12 protein-coding genes are annotated in these 15,998 nt (G+C 73.4%); 7 read left to right on the top strand and 5 right to left on the bottom strand.

The genetic code is table 11. The features are described 5' to 3' along the window. Positions 1-42 precede the first annotated feature (42 nt). The 5 genes from MTP10_RS28510 to MTP10_RS28490 all read left to right on the top strand — a co-directional run bounded on the left by MTP10_RS28510 (position 43) and on the right by MTP10_RS28490 (position 9,964). Positions 43-2,259, top strand: a complete 2,217-nt coding sequence (locus tag MTP10_RS28510; protein WP_310712877.1) for a hypothetical protein — start codon at positions 43-45, stop codon at positions 2,257-2,259. Positions 2,260-2,265: 6 nt separating this feature from the next. Next, positions 2,266-4,086, top strand: a complete 1,821-nt coding sequence (locus MTP10_RS28505; protein WP_310712875.1) for a UvrD-helicase domain-containing protein — start codon at positions 2,266-2,268, stop codon at positions 4,084-4,086. Between the two features lie 117 nt (positions 4,087-4,203). Further along, on the top strand, positions 4,204-5,979 hold the full coding sequence (locus MTP10_RS28500) for a sigma factor-like helix-turn-helix DNA-binding protein (RefSeq protein WP_310712873.1): 1,776 nt from the start codon (positions 4,204-4,206) through the stop codon (positions 5,977-5,979). A gap of 84 nt (positions 5,980-6,063) precedes the next feature. Beyond that, on the top strand, positions 6,064-7,263 hold the full coding sequence (locus tag MTP10_RS28495) for a cysteine--tRNA ligase (protein WP_310712871.1): 1,200 nt from the start codon (positions 6,064-6,066) through the stop codon (positions 7,261-7,263). Between the two features lie 166 nt (positions 7,264-7,429). After that, positions 7,430-9,964, top strand: a complete 2,535-nt coding sequence (locus tag MTP10_RS28490) for a penicillin acylase family protein (protein WP_310712869.1) — start codon at positions 7,430-7,432, stop codon at positions 9,962-9,964. Between the two features lie 43 nt (positions 9,965-10,007). Here the strand turns inward: MTP10_RS28490 and MTP10_RS28485 are convergent, their stop codons facing one another. After that, the gene (locus MTP10_RS28485) at positions 10,008-10,640 is read right to left on the bottom strand and encodes a TetR/AcrR family transcriptional regulator (RefSeq protein ID WP_310712867.1); all 633 of its coding nucleotides are present in this window, start codon (positions 10,638-10,640) and stop codon (positions 10,008-10,010) included. A gap of 149 nt (positions 10,641-10,789) precedes the next feature. On the opposite strand from MTP10_RS28485, the gene MTP10_RS28480 reads away from it, so the two are divergent. Beyond that, positions 10,790-12,220 (top strand): MFS transporter, encoded by a 1,431-nt coding sequence (locus MTP10_RS28480; RefSeq protein WP_310712865.1) that lies wholly within the window; start codon positions 10,790-10,792, stop codon positions 12,218-12,220. On the opposite strand, the gene MTP10_RS28475 is transcribed toward MTP10_RS28480, so the two are convergent. After that, positions 12,209-13,237, bottom strand: a complete 1,029-nt coding sequence (locus MTP10_RS28475; protein ID WP_310712863.1) for an MBL fold metallo-hydrolase — start codon at positions 13,235-13,237, stop codon at positions 12,209-12,211. The two genes, MTP10_RS28480 and MTP10_RS28475, sit on opposite strands and share 12 nt — an antisense overlap. A gap of 82 nt (positions 13,238-13,319) precedes the next feature. Beyond that, positions 13,320-13,742 (bottom strand): hypothetical protein, encoded by a 423-nt coding sequence (locus MTP10_RS28470; protein WP_310712861.1) that lies wholly within the window; start codon positions 13,740-13,742, stop codon positions 13,320-13,322. Between the two features lie 75 nt (positions 13,743-13,817). Here MTP10_RS28470 and MTP10_RS28465 point away from each other — a divergent pair, with 75 nt between their 5' ends. Beyond that, positions 13,818-14,771 carry a hypothetical protein gene (locus MTP10_RS28465; RefSeq protein WP_310712859.1) on the top strand — a complete coding sequence of 318 codons (954 nt, stop codon included), beginning with the start codon at positions 13,818-13,820 and terminating at the stop codon, positions 14,769-14,771. 272 nt (positions 14,772-15,043) lie between these two features. Here the strand turns inward: MTP10_RS28465 and MTP10_RS28460 are convergent, their stop codons facing one another. Next, entirely contained in the window at positions 15,044-15,547 is a 504-nt protein-coding gene (locus MTP10_RS28460) for a flavin reductase family protein (RefSeq protein WP_310712858.1), read from the bottom strand. Positions 15,548-15,556: 9 nt separating this feature from the next. Further along, positions 15,557-15,994, bottom strand: coding sequence for a DUF6113 family protein (locus MTP10_RS28455; RefSeq protein ID WP_310712856.1), 438 nt, complete (start codon positions 15,992-15,994; stop codon positions 15,557-15,559). Positions 15,995-15,998: the final 4 nt, after the last annotated feature.

Raw genomic sequence — 15,998 nt, 5'->3', positions numbered from 1 at the left:
TGCGACGACACGGCGGCGTGAGGGGCCGGTGAACGGAACGGGATGAACTTCTGCCTGAGCGACCTCGTACCACCGTTGAGGTGGAGCGACGCGTCCACGATCACGCTGCTCACCGGGCAGCCGGACCTTCCGGACGCCTGGTGGCGCAGCCTGCCGCTGCCCCGCGTCCTCGCGGTCATCGGGCCGGAGGCACTGGGAGAGCTGCTCACGGAGATCGCGCTGGAGCAGTGGCCCGCCGCCGCCGTGGGTGACATCCTGCCCGCGCTGCACGTGCTGGATCCCGAGGAGGCGGACGAGCCGCACGTCGCCATCGCGCTCGACCGCGCCGGCTCGTGGGCGGGACTGCTCGCCCTGACCGGCCGGGAGCTGGTGGACCAGCCGTTCATCCAGGCGCGGGCGGTGCTGGGGACGCTGTTCTCCGCGGTGTTCGCCCGGGTGTCCCCTCTGCCCTCCCCCGCTGCCGCGTCCGTCGTGCCGGCCCCATCCGTCGTGCCGCCCGTGCCCGCTGCCGCCTCGCCCGCCGTCGCTGAGCCCGCCGTGGCCTCGCCCGCCGTGGCAGAGCCCGCCGTGGCAGAGCCCGTCGTGGCAGAGCCTGTGGGCGCCGAGGCTGCCGTGGACGCGCCTGTCGCGGGCGGGCCCGCGCCCGAGCCGGTGGAGGCGCCGGTCGAGGCCGTGGACGCCGCCGAGTCCGAGGAGCCCGAGCCGGAGGCCGTCGAGGCTGAGCTGGAGGCCGTCGAGGCCGAGGCCGGGCCCGATGTGCCGGAGATCGTGGACGAGGTCGCGGACTCCGAGGCCGAAGAGATCGCGGAGCCCGAGGCCGTGGAGCCCGAGCCCGTGGATCACGAGGCCGCGGATCATGAGGCCGCGGATCATGAGGCCGCGGAGCCGCGCGCGGAAGAGCCTGAGGCCGTGGAGCCGCAGGACGAGGAGCCGCAGGCCGCCGAGCTCGACGGCCGTCGGCCGGAGGGCGACGGCCCCGCGACGGAGGACGACGAGACCGAGGACGACGAGCCGGAGGCCGAGGGCGGGCAGGCGGCGCGGGACCTGTCCCAGCTGATCGAGGCGGCCTTCGCCGGGCTCGACGACAAGAGCTGGGCCGTCGCGCAGAACCGGGTCTTCACCGACGAGCCGTCCGCCGTGGACCAGCTCGCCAAGCTGTTCGCCGTGCCGCCGACCGAGATCTCCGAGACCGAGGAGCGGCTGCGGGCCCGCCTCGACCAGTGGCTGGCCAGTGACGAGGCGGCCCCGTACCGGGAGCACCTGGACGAGCTGCGCAGGACGATCGGCCCCGCCGCGCCCCGCGACCGGGTCATCGGAGCCGCGCCCTGGCACGCCAAGGAGATCAAGGCGCTGGAGGTGCCGGCCTGGCAGTTCGTGCTGGCCACCCTGCCGCCCCGGCCCCCGCAGGCAGCCGTGCCCGCCGCCAACGGCGTGCCGGCCGCCCCACCGGCGTCCCCAGCGCCCGAGCTCCCCGTCCGGAAGCCCAGGCCGCCCGCGCAGCCCGGACCACCCGGACCACCCGGACCGCCCGGGCCGTCCATGTTCCAGGCGTTCATGCCGGCCACGCCGGCGTCCGGGGAGAGCAACGGCGGGTCCGGCGAGCACCACGTGGACGAGCCTCCCGCCGCCGGCCTGCAAGAAGCCGGTCAGCATGAGGCCGGCCTGCACGAGGCCGGTCCGCACGAGGCCGGCCAGCACGGGGGCGAGCAGCACGGGGGCGAGCAGGGGGGCGGCAAGCCGTACCAGCCGCTGAAGGACGTCTCGCAGACACGGCGCTGCTTCCGGCAGCCGGACGGCAGGTGGTGGCTGCGCGTGGACGTGACGGCGGAGCAGCTCGGCGGGGGCGAGTGCGCGCTGCCGACCGGGTTCGCCGCGTACCTGGGGCTGTCGCCCGGCGAGACGCGGACGGTGCGCAGCGCGGCGGGAGAGCTGACGATGACCTGGCACGGCAGACCGGTGCTGGAGTCGGTGGAGCGGCTGCTGGTGGACGTCGGCGCGAAGGAGGGCGGCCACCTGTTCCTCACACTGTCGGACGAGGGCGTGCTGCGGGCCAGGCACCTGCCGGTGGCCGCGCAGGGCGCCGAGAAGATCACGAAGGCGCTCCGCCTGGTCGGCTACACCGCTCCGGGCGGCACCCGCGACCAGGCCGCACGGGTGATCGCCACCCGGATCGGCCTGACGGGGCCCGTGGCCCTGCCGGATCTGCTGAACCGGCTGCGCGAGCGCGGCGACCGCGACCTGCTCGCCCTGTTGGACTGAGCCGGCGTGCCGCGGCTCGCGATCGGCCCCGGGTTCCCCGGGCGGCTCAGCGCACTGGCTCCGCCGGTGCGCAGGGACGCCGTGGTCGCGTTACGCCGGTTCCTGCTGAACGTGGCGGGCGGCCCGCACCCCGAGCGGGTGCGGGGCGCGCGTGACGCGCGGGTGGCGACGCTGCGCCTGGGCGAGGGCCATCGCGGCGTCGTGGTGCGGCAGCGGGACGTGTACTGGCTGCGCACGGTGCTGCCCGACGCCGAGGCGTGGTCGCACGCCCGCCGGCACCGCTTCGGCATCAACCCCGTCCTGGGCGTCGTCGAGGAGTGGGACGCCGACGCGCTCGAACGGGTGGAGCCGGCGCTGCGCAGGTCGGCGGGCCCGGCACGGCTGTTCGACCCGATCTGCGACGGCGACCTGCTCGCGCTGGGCATCGACGTGCGGGCGCTGCCCCTGATCCGGCTGATCACCACCGAGGCCGACGTGGACGCGCTCGAACCCCTCCTGCCGCCCACCCAGCACGCCCCCCTGTCCGTGCTGGCCCGTGGCGGAACCCTGTCGGAGGCGTGGCGGGAGCTCGACGGCTGGCGCGCCGTGGACGAGGAGCCGCGCCAGATCGACACGGAGGACCTGCACGCCGCCCTGCGCCGCAGCCCGGACCGGGCGGCGTTCGTCGCCGACAAGGTGGAGCTGGACCGGGTGCTGAGCGCGCCGGAGTGGTGCACGTTCCTGCACCCGCCCCAGCACCGGCTGGCCCACGCCCCCCGCTACGAGCAGCCGCTGCTGGTCATCGGTGGCCCGGGCACCGGCAAGACGCTCGTGGCGCTGCACCGGGCCGCCCATCTGGCCGCGCGGGGCAAGGGGCCGGTGCTGCTGGTGACGTTCTCCCAGAGCCTGGGCGAGGACCTGTCGGCCCGGCTGGACACGCTCATCGCCGACGAGTCCGTGCGCAAGCGGGTCGAGGTGGACAACCCCGAGCGGCTGGCCATGCGCATCGTGAGCGACGCCGAGGGCCGCCGTCCCGCGCTGATCGGGCCGGGGGCCCGGACGCTGGCCGAGCTGACCGACGAGGCGCTCCGGCTGCTGTCGAGGACGACGGGCGACCTGCTCGACGACGTCGATCCGGGACGCAAGCCGTACCGTCACATCGTCGTGGACGACGCGCAGGACTACAGCCCCGCGCAGTGGCGGCTGCTGCGGGCGGCGGCGCCGCACACGCACGACGACCTGTTCATCGTCGGCGACCCGCACCAGCGGGTGACCGACACGAGCGTGGCCCTCGGCGCGCTCGGCATCCCGGCCGAGCAGCGCACGCTGCGGGTCTCCCACCGGCTGCCGCAGGAGCTGCTGACGTTCGCGGTCCGGTTGCGGGGCGGCGGGCCGGTGGACGGGCTGGTCAAGGGTATGTCTCCGTTGTACGGCCTGCGCGCGACGCGCGACGGCGGACGACCGGTGGTGCTGGCCTACGAGTCGCCCGAGGCGGAGCTCGCCGGCCTGGCCGGAACGGTCGGCGCCTGGCTCGCCGAGGGGGTGCCGCCCGGTGAGATCGCCGTGGCCGCGCGCACGCCCGCGCTGGTGCGGGAGGCCCGGCGGGCGCTCGGCGACCGGGAGGTGCGGGTGTCGACGTTCCAGAACCTGAAGGGCCTGGAGTTCGAGAGGGTGGCGGTCATCGGTGTGGCCGAGGGCGTGGTGCCCGAGACGCCGCCCGACGACCCGGCGGCCCGGGCCCGCGCGCTCCAGCGCGAACGCGGCATGCTGTACGTGGCGTGCACGCGGGCGCGATCGATCCTTTACGTCTCCCACTCAGGAAGGGGCAGCCCATTTCTGTCGTTCTGAGCACATAGTCTGAACTGCGGATTTCTTCCCATTGCCGGTTGGACCCGAATGAACCTCAGCCTGAGCGACCTCGCGCCACCTGTGCGCTGGACCTCTCCTGGTCAGGTCGCGCCCATCGTGGAAGATCCCCAGCTGCCAGAGGCCTGGTGGCAGGCGATCCCGCTCGACCGCGCCTGCGCCGTCATCGGCACCCAGGGCGTCGCCGGCCACCTCGCCGACCTCGCCGTGGCCTGCTGGGGCCACCTGCTGCTCGGCGACATCCTGCCGCTGCTGCGCTTCTCCGACCCGGCCGAGGCCGAGCGCACGCCGGAGATGCTGGGCAAGGACGTGGTCCAGAAGCTGTTCGGCGGGGTGTTCGAGCGCCTGCTGGAGCCCGCCGACGCGCCGGCCGTCCCCGTCCGGCGCGACAAGCCGCTGCCCGACCTCGTCGACGGCCTGTTCAGGGCCATGGACGACCGGCAGCGGGCCATCGCCCGCGACCGGCTCTACGCGGTCCAGCGGGTCACCCTGGACGAGCTGGCGCAGCGCTTCTCGGTCACCCGGGAGCGCATCAGGCAGATCGAGCGGGACCTGCGCGACCACGTGGAGGCCTGGCTCGGCGGTCCCGACGCGGTGCCGCTCGTCGCGCACGTCACCTGGCTCCGCGGACGGCTCGGATCCGCCGTGCCGTCCGACGACCTCGCCGCGGCCGTGCCGTGGCACCGCGCGGAGCTGCGCACGCTCGGCATCCCCGCCTGGAGGTTCGTACGGACGCTGCTGACCGGCTACGAGCAGTCCGAGGGCTGGCTCGTCGCGGGCGGCGCCGAGGAGCTGCGGGAGAAGACGCGCCAGCTCTTCACCGACGGCCCGCGACCGCTCGCCGAGGCCGTCACCATGGTCGCCCAGCTCGGGGTTCGCGAGGATGTCGCCGAGCGCTGGATCAAGTCCGTGCCGCAGCTGCGCGTGCTGGAGCAGCATGTGGTGCCATGGCCGCGCAGCATCAACGAGAAGGCCGAGGCCGTCCTGGCCGTGGCCGGCAAGCCGCTGCCGCCGGAGGAGATCCAGGAGCGCATCGGCGAGGACTACAGCCTCGTCGGCATCCGCAACCAGCTCACCGCCGACGACCGGTTCCTGCGGGTCGACCGCAACAAGTACGGGCTGACCCGGTGGGGCGGCGACGAGTACCTCGGCATCCGGGAGATGATCGCCCGCGAGATCGAGCGGGCCGGCGGCGAGGCGTCGGTCAGCACCATCGTCACCAACCTCACCTCCCGCTACGACGTCAGCGAGAGCTCGGTCCGCGCCTACTCGGGCGGACCGGGGTTCGAGCGGACCCAGCGGGGCTGGATCCGGGTGGCCGGCACCGCGCCCGCCGGCGGCGCGGCGGAGCCGTACCAGCCGCGCAAGGACGTCTCGCTGACGCGCCGCAGCTTCCGCAGCCGCGACGGGCGGTGGTGGCACCGGGTCGACGTCAACGCCGAGCACCTGCGCGGGTCGGGCTCGCCGCTGCCGACCGGGTTCGCGGCGTACCTGGGCATGGCTCCCGGCGGGCAGCTCACCGCGTCCACGCCGTCCGGGGACGTGGTGGTGAGCTGGCACAACCAGCCCACCATGGGGTCGATCCGCAACGTGCTGGCCGACTTCAAGGCCGGCGAGGGCGACCACGTCTTCCTGACCGTGTCCGACGGCGGCGAGCTGCTGACGCGCTACCTGCCGGCCGCGCCGGTGACGATGCCGCCGCTGAACCGGGCGCTCTACCTCATCGGCTACACCGCGCCGGTGACCTCCGAGGCCGAGGGGCTGCGGCTGATCGGCGCCCGGGTGGGGCTGCCGGACACGGCGACGCGCGACGAGGTGCTGGCCCGGCTGCGGGAGCGCGGCGACCGCGACATCCTCGGCTTCCTGGGCGGCTGAGCGCTCGTGTACCGGCCTCCCCGGGTCCGGTGCGGGGCGGCGCGGTGATCTCCGGGCACGGGCGGGCCGGTTAGGCTCGGAGCCATGCTACGGATCCACGACAGCCGGACCGGGACGGCCGAGGAGATCGCCGCCGGGCGGGCACTGCGGACGTACGCGTGCGGGACCGCCGTGACCGGCCGGCCGGACGGGCGGTCGGGGCCGGGCGGGGTCGCCGGCGGCTTTCCCGGCGGGCGGCCGGACGGGCGGCCCGGACTCGGTGAGCTGCGGTCGCTCCTGCTGGCGGACCTGATCCGGCGGATCCTCGAACGCGGCCGGGTGCGGGTGGTGGCCTGCTCGCCGCGCGGGTCGGGGGAGGCCGGCGCGCAGGCGCTCCGGGACGCCGCCGCGCTGAACTGCCGGCCGGCCGAGCACGCGCCGTCCGTGGCCGAGACGATCCCGTACGTGGTCGAGCTCGTCGGGGCGCTGGTGGAGAAGGGGCACGCCTACGTAGCGCCGGAGGGGCCGGTGTTCTTCGACGCCGGCTCGTTCCCCGGTCTGCCGCCGCTGCCTGCCGGTGAGCGTTCCGAGGGCGGGCGCTCCCCCGCCGACTGGGTGCTGTGGCTTCCTTCGGGCGGCGAGCCGTCCTGGGACTCGCCCTGGGGTCGGGGCGTGCCGGGTCCGCACGTGGTGTGCTCGGCCGTGGCGCTGGGCCTGCTCGGGGGGCGCGTCGACGTCCACGTGGGCGGGGCCGGGCCGCGCCGGCCGTACGAGGACCGTGAGCGCGCCCAGTCCGACGCGGCGGCCGGGCGCGAGGTGGCGCGGCACCGGGTCCAGGCGGCGGACGTGCGCTTCGACGACCGCGAGCCGGGCGGGCACGCGCGGGAGGGCGAAGCGCCGCCGCCGGACACGGGGGACGCCGGGGACGGCGGGGTGTCGCTGGCCGAGGTCGTGGGTGCCGGGCTGGATCCGCTGGCCGTGCGGATGGCGTTCCTGGAGCACCACTACCGGCGGCCGATCGTCCTCACCTGGGACTCCCTGCGTGCCGCCGACCGCGCCGTACGCCACTGGCGGACCCTGGTGGCGGAGTGGTCGGAGTCGCCCAGCGCGCCCATGGCCGCCGAGTACGTCAAGCGCGTCGAGACCGCGTTCGACGACGACCTGGACACTCCGGGCGCGCTGCGGGCGCTGCGGGAGCTGGCGGACGACGCGTCGGTGCCGCCGGGGACGAAGTTCGAGTCGTTCCTGCACGTGGACCAGGTGCTCGGGCTCGACCTGTCCAGCGACATCGGCAAGAGCCGCTGAGACCCTCGCCCCGAGCGCTCCCGCACGGAACGTGATCATGAATGAATGCGCCGTGACAGGCGGATTCGGGAGCTCCCGGAGCCGGTGCGAGCCGGGCGAGAGGAGTGATCAGGGGCTGTCAGACTAAGGGTCCGGCGCGGGAGGACGCGGAGGATCGGAGGTATTCGTGAGGTTGAGGCCCTACGCCTGGCTGCCCTGGCCATTGCGCTGGCTGGCGCGGGCGCTGACCGTTCTCCTCGCCCTCGCGCTGGTGCTGACGGGCGTCGTCGTCCACACCGTACGGAAGTCCTACCCTCAGGTGGACGGGTCGCTCCGGCTGCCCGGCTTAACCGGGAATGTAGAGATTTATCGCGATAAATCAGGAATCCCGCAGATCTACGCGGACACCTCCGAGGACCTGTTCATGGCGCAGGGGTTCGTGCACGCGCAGGACCGGTTCTGGGAGATGGACTTCCGGCGGCACGTCACCGCCGGGCGGCTGTCGGAGCTGTTCGGCGAGGCGACGCTCGACAGCGACAAGGCGATCCGCACCATGGGCTGGCGCAGGGTGGCCGAGCAGGAGCTGTCCGAGCTGTCCGAGCGCACCCGGCGCTACCTCGACGCGTACGCCAAGGGCGTGAACGCCTGGCTCAAGGCCAACCCCAACGCCTCCGACCGCAGCCTCGAGTACTCCGTGCTCAAGGCGACCGGCGTCGACGCCGAGCCGGAGCCGTGGACGGCCCTCGACTCCGTCGCCTGGCTCAAGGCCATGGCCTGGGACCTGCGCTCCAACATGGAGGACGAGATCGACCGCGCGCTCGCCCTCACCAGGCTGCCGCGTGACCGGGTCGAGCAGCTCTATCCGGGATACCCGTTCGACGAGCACGCGCCGATCGTCACGCGGGGCGCGATCCGGCAGGACCGGTTCGACCAGACGGCCGCGCCGCGCCTGCGCGCGGGCACGCGTCCTCACGGACCGGCCGCCGCCGCGCTCGCCCAGGCCGCGCGGACGCTGGACGCCGTGCCCGGCACGATGAGCACCGCCGAGCGCGACGGCATCGGCTCGAACTCGTGGGTGGTCTCCGGCGAGCACACCAGGAGCGGCAAGCCCCTGCTCGCCAACGACCCGCACCTGTCCGCCGCGATGCCGTCGGTCTGGTACCAGACCGGGCTGCACTGCCGCGAGCTGTCGGAGCGGTGCTCGTACGACGTGACGGGCTTCACCTTCTCGGGCGTCCCCGGCGTCGTCATCGGCCACACCGACAAGATCGCCTGGGGGTTCACCAACCTGGGGCCGGACGTGGCCGACCTGTTCCTTGAGCAGGTGACGGGTGACACGTACCTGTACCAGGGCGAGCAGGTCAAGCTGGAGAAGCGGCAGGAGAAGATCAAGGTGGCGGGCGGCGACACCGTCACCATCGAGGTGCGCAGCACCAGGCACGGGCCGCTGATCAACGAGGTCATGGGCGACGTCAAGCCGTCGGCCGGCGCGAACGCGGTGGCGCTCCAGTGGACCGCGCTGATGCCCGGCCGCACCGCCGACGCGATCTTCGCGCTCAACGAGGCGGGCGACTGGCACGAGTTCCGGGCGGCGGCCGCACTGTTCGAGGTGCCCGCCCAGAACCTCGTGTACGCCGACACGTCCGGCAACATCGGCTACCAGGCGCCCGGCCGGATCCCGGTGCGCGAGAAGGGCGACGGCACCTGGCCCGTGCCCGGCTGGACGGGCGAGTACGACTGGAAGACCGCGCCCATCCCGTACGACCGCCTCCCGTCGGTGGAGAACCCGCCCGAGGGCTACATCGTCACGGCCAACAACGCCGTCATCGACCCGCGCCGCTACCAGCCGCTGCTGACCAAGGACTGGTCGTACGGCTACCGCTCGCAGCGCATCACCGACCGGCTGCGGGAGGCCATCGCCAAGGGCGACGTCGACGCCTCGACCATGTCCTCGATCCAGCAGGACACCTGCAACGGCCTGGCGGAGACCCTGGTGCCGGCCCTCATGGACGTGGAGCTCGCCGGGGCCGCCGTGCAGGCCAGGGAGCTGCTGAAGGACTGGGACGGCTCGCAGGGCGTCGACTCCGCGCCCGCCGCGTACTTCAACGCCGTCTGGCGCCACCTGCTGAGCGCCACCTTCGACGACGACCTCCCCGAGGGCGCCCGCGCGAGCGGCGGCGACCGGTGGTACGTGGTGGTGCGGCGGCTGCTCGACACACCCGACGACCCGTTCTGGGACGACACCACCACCAAGGGCCGCACGGAGACCCGCGACGACATCCTGCGGCAGGCCATGGCCGACGCCTACCAGGAGGTGTCGGAGCTGCTCGGCCCCGACGTCCGCGCTTGGCGCTGGGGCGACCTGCACCGGCTCACGCTCACCAACGCCTCGCTCGGCACCTCGGGCATCGCGCCGGTGGAGGCGCTGTTCAACCGGGGCCCGCTCAGGGTGGCGGGCGGCAAGGACGCGGTGGACGCCACCGGCTGGAACGTCGCCAAGGGGTACGCGGTCACGTCGGTGCCGTCGATGCGGATGGTGGTGGACCTGGCGGACCTGGACAAGTCCCGCTGGATCAACCTGACGGGCGCCTCGGGTCACGCCTTCCACGCCAACTACTGGGACCAGGCGGAGACCTGGGCCAGGGGCGAGCTGCTGCCGATGCGCTCCAAGCCGGACTCGGTCAAACAGGCCGCCGTCCACACCCTTCGCCTCCGCCCCTGACCCGGTCGCCGTTGACGGCCCGGCCGGGTCTGGCGACGGCGGGTCAGAGGGCCAGAGCGGGCGGCTCGCCGGGGAGGGTGCCGGGATCGGGGGTCCGCAGGCCGTCCAGGACGACCTGGAGGTTGCGGTCCCACTGGCGGGCGCCCGCCTGGAGGCCCAGGGTGTGGGGTCCGGTGGAGGACGCGGCCACCATGAGGAACGCCACGTCCTCCCAGGTCACGTCCGTACGCATCACTCCGGCCCGCTGGGCGCGCTCCACCAGGAGCCGGATGCGGTCGCGCAGCTCGGCTCGGGAATGGTCAAGGACGTCGCCGAGGCGCTTGTTGACGTCGCACAGCTCGTTGCGAAGGCGGATGTAGGACAGGGCGAACGTCGTGAAGCCCGCCCAGGGGTCCGGATCTGCCATCCCCTCGTCGCCCTTGGCGACGATCTCCCCCAGCACCTCGCTGAGGACCGCCTCCAGCAGGGCCTCGGGTGAGCCGACCCGGCGGTAGAACGTGCCGATGCCCACACCGGCGCGGCGCGCGATCTCGTGGGCGGTGATCTCGCCGCCCTCGGCGGCGGCCTGACGGGCGGCGACGACGAGGCGCTCCACGTTGCGCCGGGCGTCGGCGCGCGGGCGTCGGCCGGAGCCGTCGTCCAGGAGCCGGTCCACCGCGAGTGCTGTTGCCGTCATGCCGCCAGCCTAGCGACAAGTGGACCAATCTGGTCCGATTTAAGTGGACACGTTGCGTCCGATTGTACTAGCGTCCGGATCTGGACAGAAAGTGTCCATTTAGCTTCGGGAACGCGAGGTCGATCATGCCCAGGATTCCGTCAGGCCCGATGAAGATCACCGCGCTGGCCGCCGGGTTCGTCATGGCCAGCCTGGACACCACCGTCATGCAGGTCGCCGGGCCCACGATCCAGGAACGCCTGCACGCCTCCCTCTCCCAGCTCACCTGGGCCGTGGACGGCTACGTCCTCACCTTCGCCGCCCTGCTGATGCTGGCCGGCGGCCTGGCGAACCGGGTGGGCGCGAGACGGGTCTACCTGTGGGGCATGGGGATCTTCGGGGTCGCGTCGCTGGCCTCCGCGGCGGCACCGGGCATCGAGGTGCTGATCGCGGCGCGGCTCCTGCAGGGGGCCGGGGCGGCGCTGTTCATGCCGAGCTCCCTCGCGCTCCTGGTGCGGGCCTTCCCGGACGCGCGCGAACGCACCAAGGTGCTGGGCGTCTGGTCGGCGATCGTCTCCTCGTCCATGGCGCTGGGCCCGACGGTCGGCGGCATCATGGTCGGTGCGTTCGGCTGGCCGAGCATCTTCCTGATCAACCTGCCGATCGGCATCGCGGGCATGCTCCTGACCCGCCGGTACATCGCCCGGACGGAGGGCGACGCCCGGCCGCTGGCGGCTCCCGGGCACGCCGCCGTCGTCGTCGGGCTGGCGGGCATCAGCTTCGCGCTGATCGAGGGGCCGCAGCTCGGCTGGGACGCGGCCCCGGTGATCGGCGCCGTCGCCGCCGCCGCGATCGCCGCCGTCGTGCTCATCGGCCGCGAGCGCCGCACCGACAACCAGGTGATGCCCTGGGCGCTGTTCCGCGGCGCCCGCTTCGCCGGCGCCAACGCCGTGGGCTTCCTGTTCAACGCCGCCTTCTACGGGTCACTGTTCATGCTCGGCCTGTACGTCCAGCACGCCCGCGGCGCGACCCCGCTCCAGGCCGGGCTGGAGCTCCTGCCTCTGACGATCTTCATTCCGGTCAGCAACATCGTCTTCGCCCGCGTCTCCGGGCGCATCGCGGCCGGTCCGCTGCTGGCCGGCTCCTTCCTGGTCGCGGGAGCGGCCTCGCTGGCCCTGGTCGCGCTGTCGCCCTCCACCGCGTACTGGGCACTGGCCGTCGCCCTCGGCCTGACCGGCGTCGCGGGCGGCTTCATCGCCCCCGCCTTGACGGCGGCCACGGTGAACGCGGCGGGCACCCGCCACGCCAACACCGCCGGTTCGGTCCTCAACGCCAACAGGCAGATCGGCTCCCTGCTCGGCATCGCCTCCATCGGCGCCGTGCTGGCCGTCACCCCCGGCTGGACCGCCGGAGCGGCTCTGTCGTTCCTCCTGGTCGGCGCCGCCTACATCGCCGCAGCCCTGATCGCCTGGCGCCTCATCCACCTGCCCGAACGCCGGGAAGCCACCGCCGCGGCCACTCCCGCCGCGGCCGGTCCCGCCCCCGAGCCCCAGCCCCGCCCCGCCCGGGAGGCGTCCCGGCCGGCCCGGTCACACGCGTAGCTCGACCCGCTCCCCGCCGACCTCCGACGGCCGGTCTCCGTCGACCTCCGACACCGGCACGGGCTGCTTGCCCCCGGCCGGGGTGAAGGTGCGGGATTCGCCTACCGCGAGGTCCCACAGGTCGTCGCGGGCCAGGCCGTGAGCCTCCCACTCCTGACGCGCCCGCTCGATCGGCGCCAGCAGCGGCTCACTCGACAGGACGAACGTCCCCCAGTGCATGGTGGCCATCCGCCGGGCCCCCACGTCCAGGCAGCCGCGCACGGCCTCCGCCGGGTCGACGTGGGCGGCCTTGGCGAACCAGTGCGGGTCGTACCCGCCCACCGGCATGAGGGCCAGGTCGAGTCCCGGGTGGCGCTCGCCGATCTGCGCCAGCCGCTCGCCGTACCCGGTGTCGCCGGCGAAGTAGACGGAGCCGCCGATCACCCACCCGCCCCACAGCGTCCGGCAGGTGTCGAAGACGCCGCGCCGGCTCCAGTGGTGGGCCGGGACGAAGTCGAGCGTGACGCCGCCGACGGTGGCGGACTCCCACCAGTCCAGCTCGGTCACGTCGGTGAAACCGCGCCGGTCGAACCAGGGCTTCAGCCGGGCGGGGACGAACATCGGCGTGTTCCTCGGCAGCCTGCGCACCGTGGGGGCGTCCAGATGGTCGTAGTGGTTGTGACTGATCACGACGGCGTCGATCTTCGGCAGGTCGCTCCAGGCCACCCCCGGAGGCGTGAGGCGTCCCCGCACGCCGGGGATCTTGCGCGACCACACCGGGTCCGTCAGGATCGTCAAGCCCTCGACCTGCACCACGAACGTCGAGTGACCCACCCACGTCACCATGGTCTCGCCGTCGGCCGGGCGGGGCAGGCCGCCCTCGCGGCGCACCGGGATGAGGTCGGCGTCGCCGACATCGGGGCGCAGACCTCCGTTCCAGGTGACGCTCAGCAGCTCCCGGTATTCGGGGAGGGGGGCGGTGAGCCGGTCCTTGAAGCTGTCCGGCCACTTTCGCGGAGGAACGGGGGAACTCGTCATGATCCGCCCCTGCCCTGGGTGACGGATCAGTCACGTGAGCCGCTTCTCACCTGCGCGCCCGCGGGTGCGGTGGTGCTCGCGTTCAGGGCATGGGCGGGCGTCTGCGCCAGCGTGGGGGCGCGTGCGGGTAGCCGCCGTCGTCGAGCCCCGCCAGGCGCTCGAACACGTTGTACGACGCCTGATGCCCGCACACGACCACCGAGACCAGCATGGAGACCACGTACAGCGGCAGCATGGGCAGTCCCGCGCACCAGGCCCACTGGGTGGCGTGCCGCCCCTCGTGCAGGACGAGCCGCTCGTCGAGCTCGGGCCTCCGGGTGAGGACGACGTTGCCCACGGTGAACGCGCCCGCGATGGGGAAGCGGTAGCGGTAGCCGTGGGCGAGGATGAGCCCGTTGGGTCCGGGCTGCCTGGAGGCTCCGCCGATGACGGAGATGAGCAGACCGAGCGGAGTGGAGAGATTGACATAGTTCGCCACCCGCCGGAACCGATAGCGCCCGTTCATACGTCTCAGTCTTGACCAATCTTGACAAGTCGGAATAATGATCTGAGTCCTGAAATCTCCCCTGAGAGCAGGATCATGAGATTGACGACCCTGGGCGCGCTGCTCGGTGCGCTGGCCTTGGCCGGCGCCGGCGGCATCGCCATCACGCAGACTTCAGCGACCGATCCCCTGGGCTTATCCGACCCCCCTCTCCGCGTGGTGGTGGCGTCCACCGCCACGCCCACTCCCTCGTCGTCCTCGACGCCCACAGTCGGGACGTACACCGCGAAGACGAAGGTCGTCAAGAAGGACGGCGTTTCCCATCTGAACGTCTCCATCACGTACGACGGCGCGGCCCGCTTCACCGTCAGGCAGAAGGTGTGCAGAGGCAAGTCCTGCAGGACGGCCACCACCGAGCTGCCCGTGACCACCGGCGCCGGGCAGGTCACCAAGAAGCTCGGCAAGGGCACGTACAAGGTACGGGGCAAGCCGAAGGTGAAGGCCAAAGCCCTGCCGTGGCCCACGCGGACCGTGACGGCCACTCCCACGGCGGCCCCCGCGGAGACGGTGACGGTCACCACCACCCCGGAGCCCGCCGGCACCGTCACGATCACGGCGACGGAGACCGCCACCGAGCAGGTCACGACGACCGTCACGGCCCCGGCCGAGACGGTCACCGAGACCGCGCCCGCCGAGACGGTGACGGCCACGGTGACGTTCACGTGCCGGCCGTCCACGGAGACCCCCGTGCCGGAGGTGCCGTCGGAGGGCGTATCCACGTCCACGACGCCGTCGATCACGCCGCCCTCGGCCACGCCGGTCCCCGAGACCCCGACGCCGACGGACACGGCCGCCACGCCACCGGCCGACACGCCACCGGCCGAAACGCTCACACCCACCGACACGGGCCCGGTCCCGGCGGAGCCCGTCCCCGCCTGCCCACCGGCCACGGAGCCCCCCGCGGAGCCTCCGTCCGTGTCGCCCACCCCGGAAACCACACCACAGGCGGCCACGACGACCGCCCCGCCCACCCAGGCGCCGCCGCGGTGAACCCTTCCCCATGACCACCACCCCGGAGGACCCGGCCCTTGATACCGGCACCGGCTACTCCGGGGTGGGTTCGGGGTGTCCCGAGAGACATCCCCCGGCCAAGGACCGCCACGGTGGCGGCTCACGTCGCGCGCGTAGCGGCGCCCGGCCCCGCACGCCGGAGGAGCGTGCCCCTGGACGGACGCCCGCCACGTGCGGCGACCGGGCCCTCCCGTGCTCTGCCGTAAAAGCTGGGCTGTAGGAGCTCTGCCGTAGGGAGAAGGAAAGAGACGTCAGGAGAAAGAGCTGTACCGGCCGTCGTGGTACAGAAGGGGGGCGCCGTCGGAAGGGCTGCCGAGATGGGTCACGGTGCCGACGATGATCGAGTGGTCGCCGCCCGGATGGACCGCCGACGTCGTCGCCTCCAGCGTCGCGATCGCCCCGTCGAACAGCGCCACCCCCGCCGGCGACCGGTGGTGCGGCCAGCGGGCGAGCTGGCCGTCGAGCGCACGGCCGCGGTGGGCGAAGAAGCGTGAGGCGTCCTCCATGGACGCCGGGAGCACCGACGCCCCCCACACCCCCGCCTCCAGCACCGCCGCGTGGAAGCGGGCCACCTTCTCGGCGCAGAAGAGCACCAGCAGGGGATCCAGCGACACGGATGTGAACGAGTTGACGGTCATCGCGTGATCCACCTCGCCGACGCGGGTCGTGACGACCGCGACTCCGGTGGCGAACCTCCCGACGACCTTCCGGTACGTCTGCCGGTCCACGTGCCGCTTGAGGGAATCATGGTGCACGGATGTACTTTACGTCGGGTTACGCGGCACCTGTCCGCGCAGCAGCCACGAGCCGCGCGACGACGCCGGCGACAGCAGGAAGGCGGCCACCACCGCGACCATGCCCCCGTACAGGTAGACATAGCCGGCGGCGCCCCCCGAGATGACCAGATCGCCCTGGGAGAGCGGGAACGAGAACGGCATCGACACCAGCAGCCAGCCCGCGGCCGTCACCGCCGCACCGGCCCGGGACCGCAGCATCCTGCCCGCCCCCAGGCACACGGCGAACAGCACCAGCAGCCAGCCGATCGCCGCGACCGGGACGGGGCCGGCGTGCCAGGCGGCCTGCGTGAACCCGCCGACGACGCCCATGACCACCCCCAGCACGAACAGCATGCCGTAGGCCGCGCCTCCCAGCGCCGACTCGCCCTGGCCGCGTCGCTCCGTGTCGAAGCCGCCTTCCTCCATGGGT

It is taken from the genome of Nonomuraea sp. 3-1Str, assembly GCF_031570565.1.
Taxonomy (GTDB): domain Bacteria; phylum Actinomycetota; class Actinomycetes; order Streptosporangiales; family Streptosporangiaceae; genus Nonomuraea.
This window is presented reverse-complemented; position numbering and strand designations above follow the sequence as displayed.

Coding starts and splice junctions, on each gene's coding strand:
- MTP10_RS28475 (WP_310712863.1), bottom strand. CDS start 13,237: ATGACGAGTTCCCCCGTTCCTCCGCGAAAGTGGCCGGACAGCTTCAAG.
- MTP10_RS28455 (WP_310712856.1), bottom strand. CDS start 15,994: ATGGAGGAAGGCGGCTTCGACACGGAGCGACGCGGCCAGGGCGAGTCG.
- MTP10_RS28510 (WP_310712877.1), top strand. CDS start 43: ATGAACTTCTGCCTGAGCGACCTCGTACCACCGTTGAGGTGGAGCGAC.
- MTP10_RS28465 (WP_310712859.1), top strand. CDS start 13,818: ATGAGATTGACGACCCTGGGCGCGCTGCTCGGTGCGCTGGCCTTGGCC.
- MTP10_RS28480 (WP_310712865.1), top strand. CDS start 10,790: ATGAAGATCACCGCGCTGGCCGCCGGGTTCGTCATGGCCAGCCTGGAC.
- MTP10_RS28495 (WP_310712871.1), top strand. CDS start 6,064: ATGCTACGGATCCACGACAGCCGGACCGGGACGGCCGAGGAGATCGCC.
- MTP10_RS28485 (WP_310712867.1), bottom strand. CDS start 10,640: ATGACGGCAACAGCACTCGCGGTGGACCGGCTCCTGGACGACGGCTCC.
- MTP10_RS28470 (WP_310712861.1), bottom strand. CDS start 13,742: ATGAACGGGCGCTATCGGTTCCGGCGGGTGGCGAACTATGTCAATCTC.